Origin of the sequence: Laspinema sp. D2d (genome assembly GCF_025370755.1) — a bacterium.
GTDB lineage: Bacteria > Cyanobacteriota > Cyanobacteriia > Cyanobacteriales > Laspinemataceae > Laspinema.
In genome coordinates this window covers 50309-69412 of the sequence record NZ_JAMXFC010000030.1, presented here as the reverse complement: position 1 = coordinate 69412, position 19104 = coordinate 50309, and the positions used below count along the sequence as shown (strand labels likewise).

The 19104-nt window shown below is 48.7% G+C and carries 19 protein-coding genes; 10 read left to right on the top strand and 9 right to left on the bottom strand.

From position 1 onward, the window contains the following. Positions 1 to 74: 74 nt before the first annotated feature. The 4 genes from NG796_RS18900 to NG796_RS18885 all read right to left on the bottom strand — a co-directional run bounded on the left by NG796_RS18900 (position 75) and on the right by NG796_RS18885 (position 5328). Positions 75 to 1250: a CO2 hydration protein gene (locus tag NG796_RS18900; protein ID WP_261208444.1), complete on the bottom strand. Its 1176-nt coding sequence runs from the start codon at positions 1248 to 1250 to the stop codon at positions 75 to 77. 163 nt (positions 1251 to 1413) lie between these two features. Then, a complete protein-coding gene (locus NG796_RS18895) occupies positions 1414 to 2955 on the bottom strand; it encodes an NADH-quinone oxidoreductase subunit M (protein WP_261208443.1) in 1542 nt (513 codons plus the stop codon). Between the two features lie 151 nt (positions 2956 to 3106). Continuing rightward, a complete protein-coding gene (locus NG796_RS18890; RefSeq protein WP_261208441.1) occupies positions 3107 to 4963 on the bottom strand; it encodes an NAD(P)H-quinone oxidoreductase subunit F in 1857 nt (618 codons plus the stop codon). A gap of 95 nt (positions 4964 to 5058) precedes the next feature. Further along, positions 5059 to 5328: a hypothetical protein gene (locus NG796_RS18885; RefSeq protein ID WP_261208440.1), complete on the bottom strand. Its 270-nt coding sequence runs from the start codon at positions 5326 to 5328 to the stop codon at positions 5059 to 5061. Between the two features lie 415 nt (positions 5329 to 5743). Here NG796_RS18885 and NG796_RS18880 point away from each other — a divergent pair, with 415 nt between their 5' ends. The 7 genes from NG796_RS18880 (at position 5744) to NG796_RS18850 (ending at position 10574) form a co-directional block, all read left to right on the top strand. Next, positions 5744 to 6055, top strand: coding sequence for a carbon dioxide-concentrating mechanism protein CcmK (locus NG796_RS18880; RefSeq protein WP_015148315.1), 312 nt, complete (start codon positions 5744 to 5746; stop codon positions 6053 to 6055). 92 nt (positions 6056 to 6147) lie between these two features. Then, the gene (locus NG796_RS18875) at positions 6148 to 6483 is read left to right on the top strand and encodes a carbon dioxide-concentrating mechanism protein CcmK (protein ID WP_015148316.1); all 336 of its coding nucleotides are present in this window, start codon (positions 6148 to 6150) and stop codon (positions 6481 to 6483) included. Positions 6484 to 6497: 14 nt separating this feature from the next. Next, the gene (locus NG796_RS18870; RefSeq protein ID WP_261208439.1) at positions 6498 to 6806 is read left to right on the top strand and encodes a EutN/CcmL family microcompartment protein; all 309 of its coding nucleotides are present in this window, start codon (positions 6498 to 6500) and stop codon (positions 6804 to 6806) included. A 241-nt stretch (positions 6807 to 7047) separates the two neighbouring features. Then, a complete protein-coding gene (locus NG796_RS18865; protein ID WP_261208438.1) occupies positions 7048 to 8676 on the top strand; it encodes a ribulose bisphosphate carboxylase small subunit in 1629 nt (542 codons plus the stop codon). A 50-nt stretch (positions 8677 to 8726) separates the two neighbouring features. Continuing rightward, positions 8727 to 8978 carry a hypothetical protein gene (locus NG796_RS18860; protein WP_261208437.1) on the top strand — a complete coding sequence of 84 codons (252 nt, stop codon included), beginning with the start codon at positions 8727 to 8729 and terminating at the stop codon, positions 8976 to 8978. Next, positions 8911 to 9606 carry a carbon dioxide concentrating mechanism protein gene (locus tag NG796_RS18855; RefSeq protein ID WP_261208436.1) on the top strand — a complete coding sequence of 232 codons (696 nt, stop codon included), beginning with the start codon at positions 8911 to 8913 and terminating at the stop codon, positions 9604 to 9606. The genes NG796_RS18860 and NG796_RS18855 overlap by 68 nt, the downstream gene beginning before the upstream one ends. Before the next feature lie 110 nt (positions 9607 to 9716). After that, a complete protein-coding gene (locus NG796_RS18850) occupies positions 9717 to 10574 on the top strand; it encodes a BMC domain-containing protein (protein WP_261208435.1) in 858 nt (285 codons plus the stop codon). Between the two features lie 87 nt (positions 10575 to 10661). Here NG796_RS18850 and NG796_RS18845 read toward each other — a convergent pair whose 3' ends face one another. Then, positions 10662 to 10958: a hypothetical protein gene (locus NG796_RS18845; protein ID WP_261208434.1), complete on the bottom strand. Its 297-nt coding sequence runs from the start codon at positions 10956 to 10958 to the stop codon at positions 10662 to 10664. Between the two features lie 585 nt (positions 10959 to 11543). Here NG796_RS18845 and NG796_RS18840 point away from each other — a divergent pair. Next, complete coding sequence (locus tag NG796_RS18840; RefSeq protein WP_261208433.1) at positions 11544 to 12404, top strand: SDR family oxidoreductase; 861 nt, start codon at positions 11544 to 11546, stop codon at positions 12402 to 12404. Between the two features lie 334 nt (positions 12405 to 12738). Here the strand turns inward: NG796_RS18840 and NG796_RS18835 are convergent, their stop codons facing one another. Next, positions 12739 to 13761: a hemerythrin domain-containing protein gene (locus tag NG796_RS18835; RefSeq protein ID WP_261208431.1), complete on the bottom strand. Its 1023-nt coding sequence runs from the start codon at positions 13759 to 13761 to the stop codon at positions 12739 to 12741. Between the two features lie 448 nt (positions 13762 to 14209). Continuing rightward, complete coding sequence (gene dprA / locus NG796_RS18830; RefSeq protein ID WP_261208428.1) at positions 14210 to 15343, bottom strand: DNA-processing protein DprA; 1134 nt, start codon at positions 15341 to 15343, stop codon at positions 14210 to 14212. 151 nt (positions 15344 to 15494) lie between these two features. Here dprA and NG796_RS18825 point away from each other — a divergent pair, with 151 nt between their 5' ends. Further along, positions 15495 to 15692, top strand: a complete 198-nt coding sequence (locus NG796_RS18825; protein ID WP_261208427.1) for a hypothetical protein — start codon at positions 15495 to 15497, stop codon at positions 15690 to 15692. A 3-nt stretch (positions 15693 to 15695) separates the two neighbouring features. Here NG796_RS18825 and NG796_RS18820 read toward each other — a convergent pair whose 3' ends face one another. Next, positions 15696 to 16958, bottom strand: a complete 1263-nt coding sequence (locus NG796_RS18820) for a glycosyltransferase family 4 protein (RefSeq protein ID WP_261208426.1) — start codon at positions 16956 to 16958, stop codon at positions 15696 to 15698. Between the two features lie 727 nt (positions 16959 to 17685). Beyond that, the gene (locus tag NG796_RS18815; RefSeq protein WP_261208425.1) at positions 17686 to 18345 is read right to left on the bottom strand and encodes a DUF2301 domain-containing membrane protein; all 660 of its coding nucleotides are present in this window, start codon (positions 18343 to 18345) and stop codon (positions 17686 to 17688) included. A gap of 98 nt (positions 18346 to 18443) precedes the next feature. Here NG796_RS18815 and NG796_RS18810 point away from each other — a divergent pair, with 98 nt between their 5' ends. Beyond that, complete coding sequence (locus NG796_RS18810) at positions 18444 to 19082, top strand: hypothetical protein (RefSeq protein ID WP_261208424.1); 639 nt, start codon at positions 18444 to 18446, stop codon at positions 19080 to 19082. Positions 19083 to 19104 lie beyond the last annotated feature (22 nt).

Below are 19104 nucleotides of genomic sequence, written 5' to 3'. Positions count from 1 at the left end.
CCGGGCATTGTGAGGGAGTCAGAGTGAGATATGACCCTTCTGGGGAATCTGGGGAAAGAGACCGATGATTGTTGCTACTTATCTACAGGAGTTACAAATAACTGACAACTTCTTTCCGTGGGTTTATTAACCTCACTTAGCCGAGAAGTAACAAAGCGATCGAGCCAATTTTCGAGATAAGCGCGGTTTGCTTGCTGTTGTTCCGGTTCCTTCGTGTCTAAGGGGTGAGGTGCCAGACCCTTAATCGCGGCGGTTGTGACGCAGAACATGGATTTTTGGAAACTTTGGCAAATTTGTACCCGCAAATCATCTTCTCCCCGGCAACTATTGCGATATACCTCATGTAAATAGTCCGGTAGATAGTGCCTCATATCTTGCATCAACAAGGTGGGAGGAATTCCCGCTGCACCTGTGGGTAACGGGTCGGCATAAAGCGCCCCGTAACTAAACTGCTGTTGAAACTCCGGAATCTGATGCGCTTGAGCATTGTAAGAAATAGTACCCGGAAACGGAGTGCCTCGGAAAAATACCGCCTCGACATAAGGCACCGCTGTATCGGCTAGAAAAGTGAGGCCCGCTTCTTTCGGTAGAATATCGTAAACCTTATCCCCTATTTTTACGGAATAAGTAATGGGGGTGGCGGCATCAGCAACTAAGCCATTGAGGATATGATTAACCACTTGAGAAATTGACGTGATTTCTCCGGCATCATAGCCGTCACTCAGAGAGATAAACATATCGCTCATGATCCGCCAAAATTGTCCCAAGGCACTGTAATAAGCAAGCTGGCGCACTTGTTCTAATAAAAAATCGGGAAAGAGCTTGTTCAGGCCCAAAATCACCGGATTGAACTTTAATTTAGCCTGAATTGCTGCTTCAGCGAGTTTTTGAAATTCCGGACTATCCACATACTCATCTAATCCGCCGCCGCCATGCCAGAACATAGCTTTCATGCAATATTCTGCATATTCAAAATTAATGCGGTCATGGAACCAATGTCGAAATAACTTCTGGAAAGAAAATTCTCCATTAAAGTATTTGAAAAAGGGAAATAACACTAAAAATTGATGGTCTGCAATATAAATTAAATTGCGGGAATAGGCATCTAAAACAATGCCATAACTTTTGAGGATGCCGACCACTTCTACCATGTTTTCGGGGGAATCGGGAAGTAAATCTCCCCCAGCTTCTAGGCGTTCAATATATTCAATTAAAGGATGGGTAGACTCTTTTATTTTTGATAGGGTCATTTTCTTGAATCTCCTGAATCAATAGCAAAGGGAAATTATTTAATAGGGCAGAATTTTAATGGTGGTTTCTTCTATCATGACACGCCAACTGAGGGGAAACCCTAGGCGGAGTGACGTTAAAAGCGACGGCAGGGGTTTCAACCCCTACCAGTCGGTTTAAATTTCAGGGATTGACGGAGAAGAGGATAGGAATATCGGATTCAGCGGAAACCGCGATCGCCTCTTGATGAGATGCTGCACTTAGAGCAGGTCGTCCCTGACTCAAGGCTATGGCTGTGGTTTCACTATAAGCAACCAAGCCACTGGGAAGCAAGCCTAAAATCACGACAAACACTGCTAAGACGATCGCCGGAATGCGATCGGACCACTGTACCGGCGGCAAATTCACCACCTGTTCAGACAACCGCCCAAAAAAGGCTTTGTTAATCAGCAACAAGAAATAAACCGCCGTTAACCCCGTTCCAATCATACTCAACAGAGTTTGCACCGGAAACACGGGTAAACTGCCGCGAAAGATAATAAACTCGGCAATAAATCCCGCCATCCCGGGAATCCCCGCACTCGCCATCACCGCTAACACCATTAAAGAACCAATCATCGGTAACCCGCGTTCTGGATTCAACAATCCATGCAACACCCGCAAGTCCCGAGTCCCAGCTTTCTTGTAAACTACCCCAACCAATAGAAACAGTAACGCCGAAATCAATCCGTGACTGACCATTTGAAAGACTGCGCCGACGGTACTCACCGGCGTATTAGCCGCACAAGCCAGCAAAATATACCCCATGTGGGCCACGGAACTAAAGGCTACCATTTTTTTCATGTCGGTTTGGGAAATGGCGCTAAACGCTCCATACAGAACGCTCACCACCGCCACGGTAGCTAACCAAGGGGCCCAATACGCCCAAGCATCGGGAAATAAACCGACTCCAAACCTCAATAACCCGTAGGTTCCTAACTTCAACAACACCCCGGCTAACATCACCGAAATCGGCGTCGAGGCTTCAACGTGAGCATCGGGTAACCAGGTGTGGAAAGGGACAATCGGAGTTTTGATCGCAAATCCGATTAACAAAGGGGCTAATAGGAGCAGTTGTGATTTTAATGGCAGTGACCCCCCGGCAAAGGCTTGATAAGCAAAGCTATCAGCATGGGTCAGCCAAACTAAGCCTAAAAATGAGGCGAGAATTAAGATACCAGAAATAGCGGTATAGAGTAAAAACTTGGTGGCGGCATAACCCCGTCTTGCTCCTCCCCAAATCGCAATTAATAGATAGAGGGGAATGAGTTCGACTTCATAGAACAGGAAAAACAGGAGTAAGTCTTGAGCGAGGAATGCACCAGCAACACCACCATTCAGCAGCAAGATTAACGCGTAGTAAAATCGCGGACGGCTAATTGCCTCGTTGGTACTGTAGAGGGCGATGAGGGTCAGCAATCCATTTAAAAGGATTAAGGGTAAAGACAACCCATCTAATCCCAGTCGGTAGCTTAACCCGAGATATTCCAGCCAAGGCAGATTTTCCTCGAACTGTAATCCAACGGCAGCCGGGTCAAATTGATAAACGAGAATCAGAGACCAGATGAATGCGGCAGCCGTGATCGCCAAGGCAATCTGACGCGATCGCTTTCCGTTCATCTGATTCGGGAAAAATCCAATAATAGCGGCACCGATCGTCGGCACCCAGATTAAAGCACTCAGCATCGCTAACTTCTATAGGGTCTTTTTAACTGCAATCAAATCTGTCAAAACCCACACCCTCAAGGGTGCGGGTTTTTATAAACCTATGACAACGCCCGATCGCCTGGGGATGAACCCCAAAACTGGGTCAGTCCTGCATTGTAAATCCCCAGGTTTATAACAACGAACTCATCAACAGACCCAAAAGTGCAACGCCAATGAGAATGGTCAAAACATAGAGTTGAGACCCCCCAGGAACGGTATATTTTAAGCCTTGACCGCTGAAGACGGTAGCTAAACCCACCAAATTGACCAAGCCATCGACAAAGTAGCGGTCTATCCAAGCGGTGAATCGGGAAAACTGTTCCACAGCTAACACCACGGTGACTCGGTACAGCTTATCGATGTAAAAGTCATAGGCAAATAGGTCTTGTAACGGTTTCCAAGGGAGTTGGACAGGTTCGGTGCGGTTGGGGTTGAGATAAAGCACTCCCCCTACAATACAGCCGACAATACCCGAGATGACCACCAAGGGCAAGTCAAAGACCGCCGGATCCGGTCCGCTTCTGGCCCAAGGTCCGGCCCAACTGAGCAAGAGTTGCCAATGTTGCAGCATCAGGGGGGTGAGCAAGGTAACGATGCTTAAGCTCACCATCGGGAGGGCCATCGGCCAAGGGACTTCCGGTGCCCGGCGGGTTTTGGGTTGGGGTTGACCGAGGAAGACGAGACAGAAGACGCGGGTTAAGTTGAGCGCGGTTAAGCCATTAAAGACGATCAGCAGGAGCAACAACCACCAGGGAACGCTCCAAAATCCATTGACCCAGCGTTCCATTGCCCAAAAGTTCCCCAGAGGGATGAGGGCGATCGTCCCAGCACTACCGACGACAAAGGCAAGGGTCGTGGCGGGCATTTTGGACCACAAACCACCCATTTGGGTGATGTTTTGGTTGTTGGTGGTTAGGATGATGGAACCAATGCTGGTAAAGAGCAGGGCTTTGGCGATCGCATGGGTGAGGAGCAATAACAGGGCCACATCAACGTGCTGCATCCCCACGGCAATGAAGACTAATCCTAAGACAGCGCTAGTGGAGTGGGAGAGGGTGCGTTTAATATCGATTTGGGCGATCGCCACTAAAGAAGCGCCGATCGCCGTCATGGTCCCCACCACAATTAAGGTGGTTTCTGCAAGCGGCGAAAGAGACACCACCGGCGAAAGTTTAATCAGCACATAAGCGCCACAACTCACAACCAGAGAATTTCGGAGTAAGGAGGCTGGATTTGGACCTTCCATCGCCTCATCTAGCCACAAGTGCAACGGAAATTGAGCACATTTGCCAATGGGACCAGCGATTAAGGTCAATCCGAGGAAGTTCGCCACCATTGGCGAAAGTTCGGCAGTTTCAGCCCATACTTCAATATCCGCAAAGTTGAAGCTACCAGCTAGAGTACCGACACTAACCACCCCCATGAGTAACAAAATATCTCCTACCCGTTTGGTTAAGAAGGCATCTCGCGCAGCGGTGACGACTAAGGGTTGGGCGTACCAGAATCCGACAATCAGGTAGGTGGAAAGGGTCAGCATTTCCAGTAAGGCGTAACTCAAAAATAAGGAGTTACTAATGGCTAGACCACTCATGGCAGCTTCAAAAAATCCCATCAAGCCAAAAAACCGGGCTAAAGACCAGTCTTTTTCCATGTACCCTAGGGCATAGACTTGGGCAAGCAGACTCAATCCGGTGATTGATTCCATTGCCCCGGTACTCATTTGGGAGATTTCTAGGACAAAGGAAAGATCTAAATCTCCGGTATTGAGCCAATTGATGACAATGAATTCCGGGCCGTGACCCCAGGTGGTTCTAAATAAGAATCCCCCATGAATAAATGCCACGATGGTTGCGATTAGGTTGATGTAAGCCCCGGGTCGCGGTCCCGTGCGTCGGACGATTCCGGATGACCAGGGTAGGGTAATGATTGCGCCGAGTAAGCTATATAAAGGAACCCACCAACTCGTTTGAACGAGCAACTGATTCATGACAATATTCCTTGATATCCAGCGATTAAATTAACGAGTAACCGGCTTTTTCTTGGGAGTCTTTTTTATCAGAAAAAGAGGTTGTTAAGGCAGATCTATAAGGGTTTGATCTGTGAGTTTTTCGAGGTAGGTTGATCCGCTAAATGTCGGCCTAAAACGGCAGACGAGATCGCAGGATTCGGCTGTTTACAATCGTAAAATTTACGGACTGCTCGCCGATCGCATGGGTTCAAGGGGCGATCGCACTGTTCCGTTGCAACGGTTCCCCCTGCCAATCTTGGAAGATTTGGGGACAATTCCTGCGGAACCCTGGGCGATCGACCGTGAAGGCGAGTCGAGGGTGCTCTTCGTCGCAACGGAGCCATTTTGACCTCCTTGAGGGCCAGGACAACAGTGCCGGGATCGACCCTAGGTCACTCCGTGGATTGGGTTCAGTGCAGGGATCGGGATCGGCGGTTTGACCCCCACCAGTGGGACTGATCCCTGATGCGATCGCACCCACTTCAGCACCGATGGCCCCAGGCGGTCGAACTCCTTCCCCATTTGAACATTAATTTTATTAATAAAATATTAATTTTCTTTACAAGATTAGTTTTTCTAATTACTTTTATTTATGAATATGATTATTATTTATATTGTCAAGGGATACAAGATTCACCTATTCTTGATAAAGGGAGAGCATAGCTTTACGATAACTGAAAACGTTCGGGAATACCGATCGCTTAACGATCGCAGCTTAGATTGAATTAAACCGACTCATCCATTCAGGAGACAGAAGAAATGCCTATAGCAGTGGGAATGATTGAAACCCGGGGCTTCCCAGCCGTGGTAGAAGCGGCTGATGCGATGGTCAAAGCGGCCCGCGTAACCCTTGTGGGATATGAAAAAATCGGTAGCGCTCGCGTCACCGTGATCGTGCGCGGAGACGTATCGGAAGTGCAAGCCTCCGTCTCCGCTGGGGTTGAATCGGTCAAGCGTGTTAATGGAGGAGAAGTTGTCTCCACCCACATTATTGCGCGTCCTCATGAGAACCTAGAATATGTGCTGCCGATCCGGTACACCGAAGCCGTCGAGCAGTTCCGAACGTATTAATACCATTCAGGACCACCGTTCTGACTGGGACCGAGAGAAAGCGTCATTGACGCACAAAGCAAATATCAACATTAAAGGTTGGGAGTAAATTCATGTCAATTGCAGTTGGAATGGTAGAAACCCTAGGGTTTCCCGCAGTCGTAGAAGCCGCAGACGCAATGGTGAAAGCCGCCCGCGTCACCTTAGTTGGCTATGAAAAAATCGGAAGCGGTCGCGTCACCGTCATCGTGCGTGGAGATGTCTCGGAAGTGCAAGCCTCCGTCGGTGCCGCCGTGGAAAATGTCAGACGAGTCAACGGTGGACAAGTCTTGTCTACCCACATCATTGCCCGTCCCCATGAGAACCTAGAGTATGTCCTCCCCATTCGCTACACCGAAGCCGTGGAGCAATTCCGGGAAAGCACCACCGGCATTCGTTTAAGCCGATAAATTGAGTGTAAATCATGCAACTTGCCCAAGTTCGCGGTACCGTCGTCAGTACACAAAAGGATCCAAATCTGCAAGGGGTTAAATTACTCCTGTTGCAATTGATAGATGAGGAAGGACAACTCATCCCCAAATACGAAGTCGCTGCGGATAGTGTAGGGGCTGGTGTAGGGGAATGGGTGCTGGTCACCCTCGGGAGTGCAGCGCGGCAGGTGATCCGTCATGACGAGCGGCCCGTGGATGCAGCAGTCATCGCGATCGTAGACACCGTAAGTGTGGAAAATCGCATTCTTTACAGCAAGAAAGAAACCGATCGCTTTCGTTAGTTCGTTTCGTTAGTCAGACTAGACCAAACAGACCAACGCGATGCGATCGCATTCGGTGCGGAGTCAGGCGTCAGAAATCAGAATTCAGGGACGATTCACTTAACTTGTGCGATCGCACAGCGGACGAGAGATATAGACGTAACCGCAAGCCTCTATACCCTCCGTCCCTTGAATTCTGAATTCTGAATTCTGAATGTCTGACGCCGATTCTAGTCGCATTCTTTGAAGGAGTAATTCAGTTATGGTAGTCCGCAGTAAGGCGGCTCCGCCCACGCCTTGGTCAAAAAATATGGCCGAGCCGCAGATCCACAAAACCGCCTACGTTCATTCCTTCTCTAATATGATTGGGGATGTGCGGGTGGGTGCTCATGTCTTGGTTGCACCGGGAACATCAATCCGGGCCGATGAAGGCACTCCCTTTTCAATCGGGGAAAGCAGCAACATCCAAGATGGCGTCGTCATTCACGGACTCGATGAAGGACGAGTCGTCGGAGATGACAACAATCCCTATTCCGTGTGGATCGGGAAAAATTGTTCGATCGCCCACATGGCCTTAATTCACGGTCCCGCTTATGTCGGGGATGGCTGTTTTATCGGCTTTCGCTCCACCGTCTTTAATGCCAGAGTCGGCAAGGGTTGTATCGTCATGATGCACGCCCTCATTCAAGATGTAGAAATTCCCCCAGGCAAATACATTCCGTCTGGAGCGATCATTACCAACCAGCAACAGGCCGATCGCTTGCCGAATGTGACAGAGACGGATACCAAATTCGCCACCCATGTCCTCGGCATCAACGAAGCCCTACGCAGCGGGTATCACTGTGTGGAAGACAGTTCCTGCGTTCTGGAGATCCGCAATGAAACCCCAGGGGCCGTACGTTCTAATGGCAACGCTACTAAACAAGAGACTATGACAATCACTCAAGAAGCAATCTCCCAAGTCCGAGATCTCCTCGCCGGTGGATATCGGATCGGTACCGAGCACGTAGATGAGCGACGCTTCCGTATGGGATCCTGGCAAAGTTGTGCTCCGATTGAAAGCAAAAACCTATCGGAAGTCATCTCCTCCCTAGAACAATGTTTAGCGGAACATCGTGGCGAATATGTCCGCTTAATTGGCATTGATGCCAAAGCCAAGCGCCGGGTCCTGGAAACCATCGTCCAACGCCCGAACGGTCAAGTCTCCACCAACGGTAACAGTTCCTATCGCCCCACTAACAGTTCCAGCAGCTACAGTGCTCCCACTGGAAATGGCGGTGGACTGCCCACGGAACTAGCAGATCAAGTCAATCACATCCTGACTCAAGGATTGCGCCTCGGCACCGAGCACGTGGATGAACGCCGCTTCCGGACCGGATCCTGGAAAAGCTGCGCTCCCATCGAGAGCAAAAATCTGTCCCAAGTGCTGGCAGAATTAACCAATTGCTTGAAAGAACATCAGGGGGAATATGTGCGCTTGATCGGGATTGACCCGAAAGCCAAACGCCGGGTGGTCGAAACCATCATCCAACGCCCCAACGAAACCATTGCCACCAATGGCAAGGGCAGCGCATCCTCTGCGGGGAAAAACTACAGCAGCAGCTATAGCGCCCCCTCGGGTGGCTCCGGTAAACTGGATCAGGGCGTTGCTGATATGGTGCGTCAAATCCTCAGCCAAGGATTGCGCCTCGGTGCCGAACACGTGAATAAACGGCGTTTTAACAACGGGTCCTGGGAAAGCTGTGGTGCCGTTGATACCCAAAATCCCTCCCAAGCCCTGGCGGCGGTTGAAGGGTTTATGCGTCAATATCCCGGTGAATATGTCCGCCTCATTGGCGTTGACCCGAAAGCCAAACGGCGTGTGGTGGAAACGATCGTTCAACGACCCTAGTCTGAAGGGAAACGTCAGGGGGTGGCCCAAAAGCCCACTGGGTTGAGTGGATGCTAAGTAGTCGTTGCATTCTGTGGCAATCCGTCCTCGGAGTACGGGAGAAAGGCGATCGCATCGCCTCTGGACTCCCCCTCAACTTGGGCTGTCCACCTCTCGTTTCCCAACCCTTCCCCAGACCGGAGATGACCGGCGGGGAAAATCGAGATCGTCCGACCTTTAAAGGTTCCATTTCCCATGTATTTGCCGCCACTGCAACCCAATCGGAATCCCAATATTTATATGAGTGGCGATGTCACTATTGATGAAGGTGCCGCGATCGCCTCGGGAGTCATCCTTCAGGCATCTCCAGGTACTCGCATTGAAATCGCCGCTGGTGTCTGCATTGGCATGGGTTCCATTCTGCAAGCCTGTCAAGGCAATTTAATCGTTGAAGAAGGAGCGACCCTCGGTTCGGGGGTCTTGGCGATCGGAACCGGCAAAATCGGTACCAATGCTTGCATCGGTAACTCTACGACGTTACTGCATCCCACGGTTGCATCCAATGAAGTGATTCCCCCCGGTTCCTTACTCGGAGATGAAAGTCGTCACTGGATCGATGTGGAAAGCACTAGGGTTGCCCCGGATCCGGGTCCCGCATCCCCGGCAAGTCCCAACCCAGTGGCCCCAGATCCGGTTCCTCCCACTCCACCCGAACCGCCAGAACCGGCTACTACCTCTGCGCCCGAACCTCCGACTCCGAGTCCGACTCCGGAGATTTCGCAACCCATCAGCAATCAGGGTAATGGCGCAGAACCAGGGGCGACACCTCCTGATCAGCCCCCTGTTCCCCCCTCTCCTGCTTACGTCTATGGACAAGCGCATCTCAACCGCTTGATGCAAACCTTGTTTCCCTATAAACAAACCCCCATCCAACCTATCCCAGAGGATTAGATTTAGTCTCTATTCAATTTGAAATGTTACGTTTGAGATCAGGTGAAGAAATTGAGAACCGATACCCTCAGCTAATGTGGGACCTCGGTCATGTTTGAGGGAGAGGCAAGATGGAAAGACGCGATGTAGGACTGGTAAAGCGCGAGCAAAAAACGCGCAGTCACGACCTTCAGGATTTAGCTTTGGGTTTAGTATCGACCCAAAGTTTCCCGGCGATCGTGGGCTGTGCCGATATGATGCTCAAATCGGCAGGGGTGATTTTAGTCGGATTTGAAAAAATAGGGGGCGGTCATTGCACCGCTGTGATTCGGGGTAAAACGGCGGACGTGCGCTTGGCGGTAGAAGCCGGTGCCGAAACTGCCGAAAAGTTTGGTCAAGTGGTTTCTAAGCTGGTTATCCCGCGTCCCTTGGCAAATTTGGAAGCTATCCTCCCGATCGGTGCGCGGTTGATGGATTTGGCCCAAGGCAATCAAGGCCGTCCGAGCCATCAAGCGATCGGACTGGTGGAAACCCGAGGATTTCCCGCTTTGGTGGGTGCGGCAGATGCGATGCTCAAGTCTGCGGATGTGGACTTAACCGGCTATGAAAAGATTGGCGACGGGTTATGCACGGTGATTATCCGAGGCACCGTGGCGAATGTGGTGGTGGCTGTGGAAGCGGGAATGTTTGAAGCTGAACGGATTGGAGAACTGACCTCCGTAATGGTGATTCCCAGGCCCCTGGATGATTTGGAGCGGGCTCTACCCTTGGCGAGTTGTTTTATTGAGACGGCCCAACCCCTACAAATGCCGGTTGTCATTGAGGAGAAAGAGCCTGAATTGTTAGCCTTGCCGGAGTTGGAGAAACTGGGTAAACCCCAAGAAGTTGAGGTACAACCCTTGGAACTACCGGAGTTGCAGGAATTACAGGAATTACAAGAATTACAGGAATTACCCAAACTGGAACTGGAGAACCCGGATCGAGAATAACTTGAGGTCTGGCCCCTAGGGATTCAGGTTTCGAGGCGATCGCCCAGGGGTTCTCTAATCCGCAGGATTCCCGGTGATTTTGGCAAGCTAAGATTCCGGAATTTCCGATTGAGACTGGCGATCGAGAATTGCTTCGGCAATCCAACGGGCGAACGCTTCATCCCCCATTCGAGATAATGCCTCTAGTAGGATATCTTGCGATTCTTCTGGCGCATCCCTGGTTAATTCGACAGGTAGCGCTAACAAGGGCATATTCTGGATCAATTCCAAGAGGTCCTCGCGGATGCGTTTGCGCTTAGTTTCTAGGACCATCACGGTTCGACGAATCGATCGCTCCCGGGTGACTTCAAGTAATAAAACATCCTGTTCATAAAAGTTATTCATTAAAAAAACTCCTTTGTGGATACCCCTTGCCCGAATTGGGTTGGAAGTCCCTACTGAACACCAGGGCGATCGCCTGTTGTGAGCCATCTTAAACGAATTTCCCTTTCCGTAACCACAGTCCCTGGATAGGGGTTTAGGCACACCTGTTATTTCAGCATTTTCTCATCCCTAGAGACCTCTTTTCTGCTTCAGCCTGCGTAGGCGGGCTATAGCCCTAACGCCCCGGGCCTCACTCAATCGATATCGCCCCACTTTTTCCTGACGGAATGCTGATAGAACAGGATGCAGGTTTTTATTTTTCAAAATCGGATTTGGTATTAGAACTGAACCGTTTTGCTCCTGATAAGTCCACTCTCTGAATCTCCCCACTTGGCTCCAGATTGCAGGTTTCCTGGTCTCCTCACCCTTCGGCCCTGCTGGTCAATCAGTGCTGATTTTTTCCGTATTAAAACCTCAGTAATTTGGCCTATAACTTAAAGAATATGCCCATAGGATTAGAGTCAAAATCTACAAAAAGATAGGGGGCAATTTCAGAGAATTCGTTCTATTTATAAGGGGTAGTTTAAAAAGTTTACGGAAAATTGTATGCCGACGCAAGAAAAACAACGCCCCGCCCAACATCAAAACCAACAACCGGGCCTGGAATCGGAAATGAATCCCCCTCCTAAAGCCCGGGCTTCTGAGTATAAAGGGAGTGGAAAATTAGAAAATAAAGTTGCCCTAATTACGGGTGGAGATAGCGGAATTGGTCGTTCCGTGGCGATTCTGTTTGCCCGAGAAGGAGCAGATGTGGCGATCGTTTATTTGAATGAACATGAAGATGCCAAAAAAACTCAAGAGATGGTAGAAGCAGAAGGGCGGCGCTGTCTAGCGATCGCCGGAGATATTGGGGAAAAAAGCTTTTGTGAACAGGTGGTTAAGCAAACAGTCGATGCTTTCGGCCATCTGGATATTCTGATTAATAATGCAGCAGAACAGCATCCCCAAGAAAATATTGAGGATATCACTCAAGAACAGTTGGAAAAAACATTTCGCACCAATATTTTCTCCATGTTTTATCTGACTCAGGCGGCGATGCCTCATCTTAAAGAAGGCAGTGCCATTGTGAATACCACCTCAGTAACTGCCTATAAGGGAAATGAAACGTTGCTGGATTATTCTTCCACCAAGGGGGCGATCGTTGCCTTTACCCGAGCCTTATCTCAAAAAGTGGTCAGCAAAGGAATTCGTGTTAATGGGGTCGCACCCGGTCCCATTTGGACTCCCCTAATTCCCGCCACTTTCCCCCCGGAAAAAGTTGCCTCATTCGGTCAGCAAGTACCCATGAAACGGGCCGGAGAACCTGAAGAAGTCGCCCCTTCTTATGTGTTCCTCGCCTCGGATGATTCTTCCTATATGACAGGTCAAATTCTGCATCCCAATGGGGGCACCGTTGTTGGGGGTTAAGGCTTGAGCGTCTCACTCACAAAAACTCTGTAATACGAAATCCGCTTTTAAAACCGGATTTCGTATATTTTATACAAAATCCGGTTGCTAAAAGTCAATTTTCTCGTGAGCGGGCTTAGGCAGGCTATAGCCTTAACGGCCCGGGCTTCGCTCAATCGGTGGAACCCGAGCCTTGAGGGTGCGGGGTTTGACCGACCTATCACCACCGGATTCCGTATTAAGACTCGCTTTTTCATGGGTTAAGAATTAAAAAAAGGGGAAGGTATAATCCCTCCCCTTTTAGCTAATTTACAACGTTAGGTTAGCAACTCACTGAACGGAGTCTTCATCTTACTTAGGACGCCATTGATTGCTGAATGCGGCTTTTGGCTTCCTTAAACTGCTTGGACACTTGTTCCATTTGGGACTCATTCATCGTTTGCTGGAATTTATTGAACATATCGTTCTCTTCTTCCTTGACATGATGCTGCACCATGTCTTTCAACTGTTTGACCCGAGTCATAAAGCTGGCATCGCTACCGTTGGTAGATTTGATGGCTTCGAGGAGTTGTTTCATCTCGGCCTGCTCGTTATACAGATGTTGCACTTCTGGGAATTGAGCGCGGATAGCGGGATAGACAACTTCTTCTTCAGCTTCGGCGTGAGCGCTTAGATCCTTATAGAGTTGACCGAAGAATTCTTCGCGTTTCTTCGCGTCACGGGTGTTTTCAATTTCCATGAAGAGAGTATCCGCCTTGCGGTGATCTGCACGGAGGATTTCCAGAATGTTCATGTCATCTTTGGTACGGCTGACGGCGCTACCAAATACACCACTCAAGGCGGCCATTGCATCTTGAACCCGACTCCAGACGCCTTGATCCGGGTCTTGTCCGGTGAGTTCACGAGTGCCGAGGACTTCCAGAATACCCTTGAGTTGTTCTTGGTGAGAACGGTTTTCAAAGTTCACCGTATTCAGGGGAGTGATGGCGACTTCAATGTCAGCGCCGACGATTTGAGCGGCTTTATGGACGAGGAGTCCTTTCATTACCTGAGCGTGTTTGAGCAATTCATGCTGAGAGATTTTCTCATACAGGCTCATTTTGGAATCTTCCATCATTTTCTGAGCCTGTTTGAGGGTTTCCTCAGTGGTGCTATTTGGCTCAGAGGGATTGCCATATTGAATGATGGTGGTTTCAATGATGCCGAGGTTTTTGCGGTCGTCCTCTAGCATACTTTGCAAGCGATCGCGGATATCGGAATCGTTGGTGGCGCTGATAAATTTTTGTTCATTAGAAATGAGTAAATTTTGCACAGCTTTCATATCAGCCAATTTTTGGGCGATCGCCATGCGTTTAGTATCTTGTAATTGAACGGTCATTCGGATGTTCTCCTCGTAATTCAGGATTTAAAGTTGTTGTCAACTATCCTTTACTTTAAAAGAGAGAAGTTGTATCTTCATCCTTCTTTAGGCAGATCGTCACGTTTTTAAAGGAAGATTACCTTTTAGTTGGAACTGTTTATTCTGGCAAGAGTCTTTATTTATTATTCACGAAAACTCCCTCTCTAAAAGGCATCAATTGAGGATAAACCAGGATAATCAGGGAGAATATCCCAATTTACTAAAATGTGATTTTTGAAGTAAGTCCTCCTTTTGATAGGGGAATATTTATGTCTTTAGGGGGTACACAATTTGCCATGAGATTCCTAGGAGTCCAGTAGAAAGAATTCCTCCTCCCTGGGGAAAGAGAGGAGGAATAAAAACTTAATAATTTGACAGCACCCGTAATTGGATGAATTGGGGCAATTTTCCGAGAGAAATCACCGATTCAACTGCGGCGATAGCGCATTCCTGGTAATTGCTCGACCAAACCGATTAACTCTAATTGCAATAATGCGCTGGAGACTGAGGCGGCATCGAGTTGGGCTTGGGATACAATTAGGTCAAAGGCGATCGGCTCGATCTCCGTTGCCTCCCAGACTTGCTGCAAGGGAGGGTCTAATTTGGGAACGACTGCGATGGGGAGTACCACTGCAGTAGGAAGAGGAGGCGAAGGGGGCGGATTATATTTGGGCATGGCCCCTAGCATTTCTAGCAATTCCGTTTCATTGATGATGGTTTCGGCCCCATTTTTTAACAGGCGTAAACAGCCTTGAGAATTGGGGTCATCGATGCGTCCGGGTAAGGCAAAGACGTCGCGGCTGTATTCATTGGCAACTTTGGCCGTAATCAGCGCCCCCGATCGCTCTGGTGCTTCCATGACCAGAACTGCCTGACTTAACCCGGCAATAATTCGATTACGTTGGGCGAAGTGTTCTCGCCTTGTGAGAGTTCCCACGGGATGCTCACTCAAAAACAATCCTTTTTGAATAATCTTTTCGGAGAGATGACGATTGGTCTCGGGATAGATTTTGTTGAGGGGAGTTCCAAACACGGCGATCGTGCGGCCATCGGCATCTAAACAACCGAGATGAGCGTAAGTATCAATGCCTGCGGCCATCCCGGAAACAATGGTAAAGCCACATTCAGCGAGAACTTGGCTAATTCGGCGAGTCCATCGTTGCCCATATTCTGAGGGGTGACGAGTGCCGACAATACCGACAAGGGGGCGATTCCCGAGGGTTTCCTGGCGATCAATGTGACCCTGGTAATACAGCAGGGGGGGTGGGTTGGGAATTTCTGCGAGTAACCGGGGATAATCAGGGTCGGCAGGGGTCCAAAAATGGGGGTTTGCACGCAGATGTTCCATGTAGAGTTGTTCGGGATTCAGTTGCGATCGCCGTTCTACAATTTTTTCCACCAGTTGCCGACCTAAACCTTGGACCTGAGTGAGAGCCTCGGGTTCCGCTTGCCAAGCGGCGGCTAAACTGCCGAAATACCGAAACAAGCGACCTAGCAATACCGGACCCACGGCGGGAATTTGCGACCAAGCCACCCAAAATGCACGTTCTTCCAGATACATTAGCCCTAATGACTCCTGTCAAAAAATCCGGGGGAAATATAGCCGATCGCCTCTTATACTCTGATCATTCCTTCCTAGGACAGCCCTCACCAGTGAGGCTGATCCTCCTGGGAAGGGAGGGCGATCGCACCCCCTTGAATTTTAGGGGAAAATGCAATTTGAAACAACGGGAAATCTGTTAACCGAAGGATCTCGATCGGTCCAGTCCGATCAGAATCCAGGTCAATATCTGAGTCGGGCGGTACAGTCGCTAGAAGACAAACCGGGTTTTTTTACAAAATTGTTGCTGATTTTGCGTCCAATTTGGCTCAAAAACCCGGTTTCTTGTCCCTGGGGTCTGATGCTATAAGCATTAGGCGATCGCCGGGTCTAGGGACTGGCTAGATTGGACCAGGAGGGTACTGTATAAGTTACTCAGTTGACGTGCCACGCCATCCCAGCTAAACTGACTTTCGACCCGTTCCCGCGCCGCTTGGCCTAATTCGGTTTGCCAGTCGGGGTTAGATAAAATTCGGTCAATGGCGATCGCAAAGGCGGCATCATCCTGGGGTGGACAGAGTAGACCTGTTTCTTCTGAAACCACCGTGAACTGTAATCCGCCTACATCTGACGCTACAACCGGAGTCCGGCTTGCCATTGCTTCGATCGCAACTAATCCAAAAGGTTCATAATGGCTCGGAACGACGCAGACATTGGCTGCGGCATAATATAAGGGTAACTTGTCGTGGCCGAGCCGTCCGGGAAAGGTCGTCAAATCAGTTATCCCTAATTCTTCTACCAGACTGGCAATGCGATCGCGTTCTTTGCCATCGCTTTGACCCGGACGCCAACCCCCACCAATCATCAGGCGGAGATCGTGCTGATCCCGCAGGGGGGAACGACTCACCGCCCGCACTAAGGTTTCAATCCCTTTGCGCCGGTCAAATCGGCCCACATAAAAGACCACAGAACTATCCTGGGGAATTCCTAGTTTTTCCCGGGCTACTACCTGGGAAACACGGCCAAATTGTTGAATATCCGTCCCACAAGGAATCACATCGATCTGTCCCTTGGTGGAAACGAGGGTTCTCATGTGTTCTTTTTCCTGGGGAGAGGTCGCCACAATGCGATCGGCATTTTCCAAACAAGCCTTTTCAACGCCTAAGCGTGTACTGGCAATCATAGGAATGGTGGAAACGGCTTTATACTTAACTGCACCCAGAGAGTGATAAGTATGAACCTGTTGGATGGGTTGAAATTTTTTCAACTCCATTCCCACTGCTGCCGAAATCCAGTAATTTGTATGAACTAAGCGATAGTCTAAGTGCTGTTGTTCTTGAAATTTCAAAAATTCCTGAACAAACTCGGGGACGTATTCATAAATTTTTTGCCGGGGAACGAATTCTTCGGGTCCGGCCACTAAGCGAATCGTCCGACAATTGGGGGTATGTTGTACTACCGTCGGCTGTGTTGCACTGGACTTGCGGGTGAACAAATCCACTTGCCACCCCAAATTTCCTAACGCTTCTCCAAGCTGACGAACATAAACATTTTGGCCTCCGGCCTCTTCTTTCCCAATTTCTATGGCGGGGTCGCCATGAACCGAAATTAAAGCAATCGACTTGGACATTATCATAGCTATAAACTAGGGGTGAAGAAACTGAATTATAAAAACACGGCCAGTGTTGAGCGATGGGATGCCAGTTTGCTGGGTTTATCCCTAAATACTAGAGTTGACCTGGATTATGTGGGGACTTCTTAACCATTAGCTTATTGACTTCAGGACTGTTGCCGGAATTCAAAGCGTTAAACGAACCCTCATCCTTTTCCGCCACAAATCGGAGTCAATCCCTTTATTTATGCAGGAGTTAAAATGGATCATTTTTACCCTTACATAAAATGAACTAAAAAGAGAAAAATCTCTACTCCAATGTTGGGTTTAGATTTTTTGGCGGGAAAATTTTATAGGAAAATAATAAAAAATAACTGGCTGTTAGCGCATCTACCCCCAGAAATAATTCGAGGGGAATAGCTCAAAGAACCAGACCTCAATCCCCTTCATAAAATGTAGCGACGGAATGAGGGGATTGGCCTGATGGCAGGGGGGTTAATCCCTGGATCTGATTTTATTTTTCTACTGTCCAGAAGTTCAAGTCCCGCCCCGGTTGTTTCAGGTTTGTCAAAAATTATTGACAATTCGCTAAAACTCCGATTTTTTACTAGAATTGAGCGGGAGTCAAACCCTAGTCATTCCGCCTGTCGCTCTAGTGGAGACCCTAGAAGGCTGGGCTCGGAGTGAAGTAACCTAGGCTGCTGGGCATTTTTCTGAGGTACAACCCTGTCTTAAAATTGGACTAGGCAGATTAAGCGCGTTCTTTTTCTTGTTGCTTAAGGTAGGCAAAAACACTTTTGTCTCCAATATCTGCGGGAATGTCTTGACCCGCTTTTCGTAGGGCAAAGACTAGAAAGAGAATAGCCCAAACTGCTAAGAGATTTTTTTCCATTGCAGGAGTTAATAAACCAGAGAGGTGACCTAAAATTAGCAGGGGGACTAAGGGGGTGAGCAATTTAGTTTCTAGGCGATTGAAACAAAAGGCTTCTTTAAAAAAAATGCCTGTTAAGGCAACAAAGGTAAATCCGATACCGAAGAGGGCGATCGCCTGGTGATAAACTGTGACTACAAAAGGCTCAGGCTGTGTCAAAATCACCGTTAACGCAGAGACAGCACCGATCGCCCAACAGACTTGAAGGAAGCGATGGAGGACTTTGAGATAAATGTGAATCGTCAGTAAGCTGACCCCGAGGGCGACACAGAAACAGGCATAGAGTGCGCTGAGGCTGGTGATGATCGGGGGGGTAGTTCCTTGCCAGAAGAGAAGAACCGTGGCGATCGCGAAACTGAGGGCGGCTACCATCAAGCCACTGCGATAGATGATCACGGATTGGCGATCGCTTGGGGTAATGCTAAATTCCCCAAACTGCCCTTGATAGACAGGAGATTCCATAGAATTAGCTTGCGTCATGATGAATTTGACCGATCTACTCCAAGGTAATGGGTGTTCGAGATACACTTTGATTATGACCGATCTGATGACTGACCCGACCCAGAGAAGCTCTAAAGATGACTAAATCCAAAAAACCTCGGAAACAAAGCGCCTCATCCCCCTCGGTCCTGAAAATAATAGAAATAGATGAAGGGGTTTTTGGCCCCCGACTCATGGAACGTGGGGAATTTCCCATCAATCCAGAGCAAGTCCTCGATTTAGTCAAAAGGATGAGCAAGATAGAATCCATATTACTCGATGAAGAAGATGAGGATGAGGAGGATTTATCTTTAGAAGATATTTTTGATGAAGATGAGGTGGAATTGGAATTAGAGTTACAAGAAATTTTAGGGAGTTCTAATTTAGAAGTCAATGAGGAAAATTTAACTCGATATTTAGACTTTTTAAAAAACCAAATTAAGCCCCCTTATCAACTGACGGGAAATGGAGCATTCGACTGGGAAGAAAAGTATGTGAGTGGGGGAAAGAGCAAAAAAGAATATGAAAAGTTGAAAAAACAACAGCCTTCTTATACCGATACGTTTAACTTACTGCAGTTTTGTGATGTTGGGACCGAGGGGATTATGGTGAAGGTGGAACGGACGAGCGATCGCCGCGAGTTTATCTTGCCTTTAATTGATTTAGATGTCACCGAAGAAGACCCCGAGCATTTTGAATTAATTGATAATTATTTCTTGTGGTTTTTCAGTTATTAGCGTAATGGCGGGGATGTTGAGG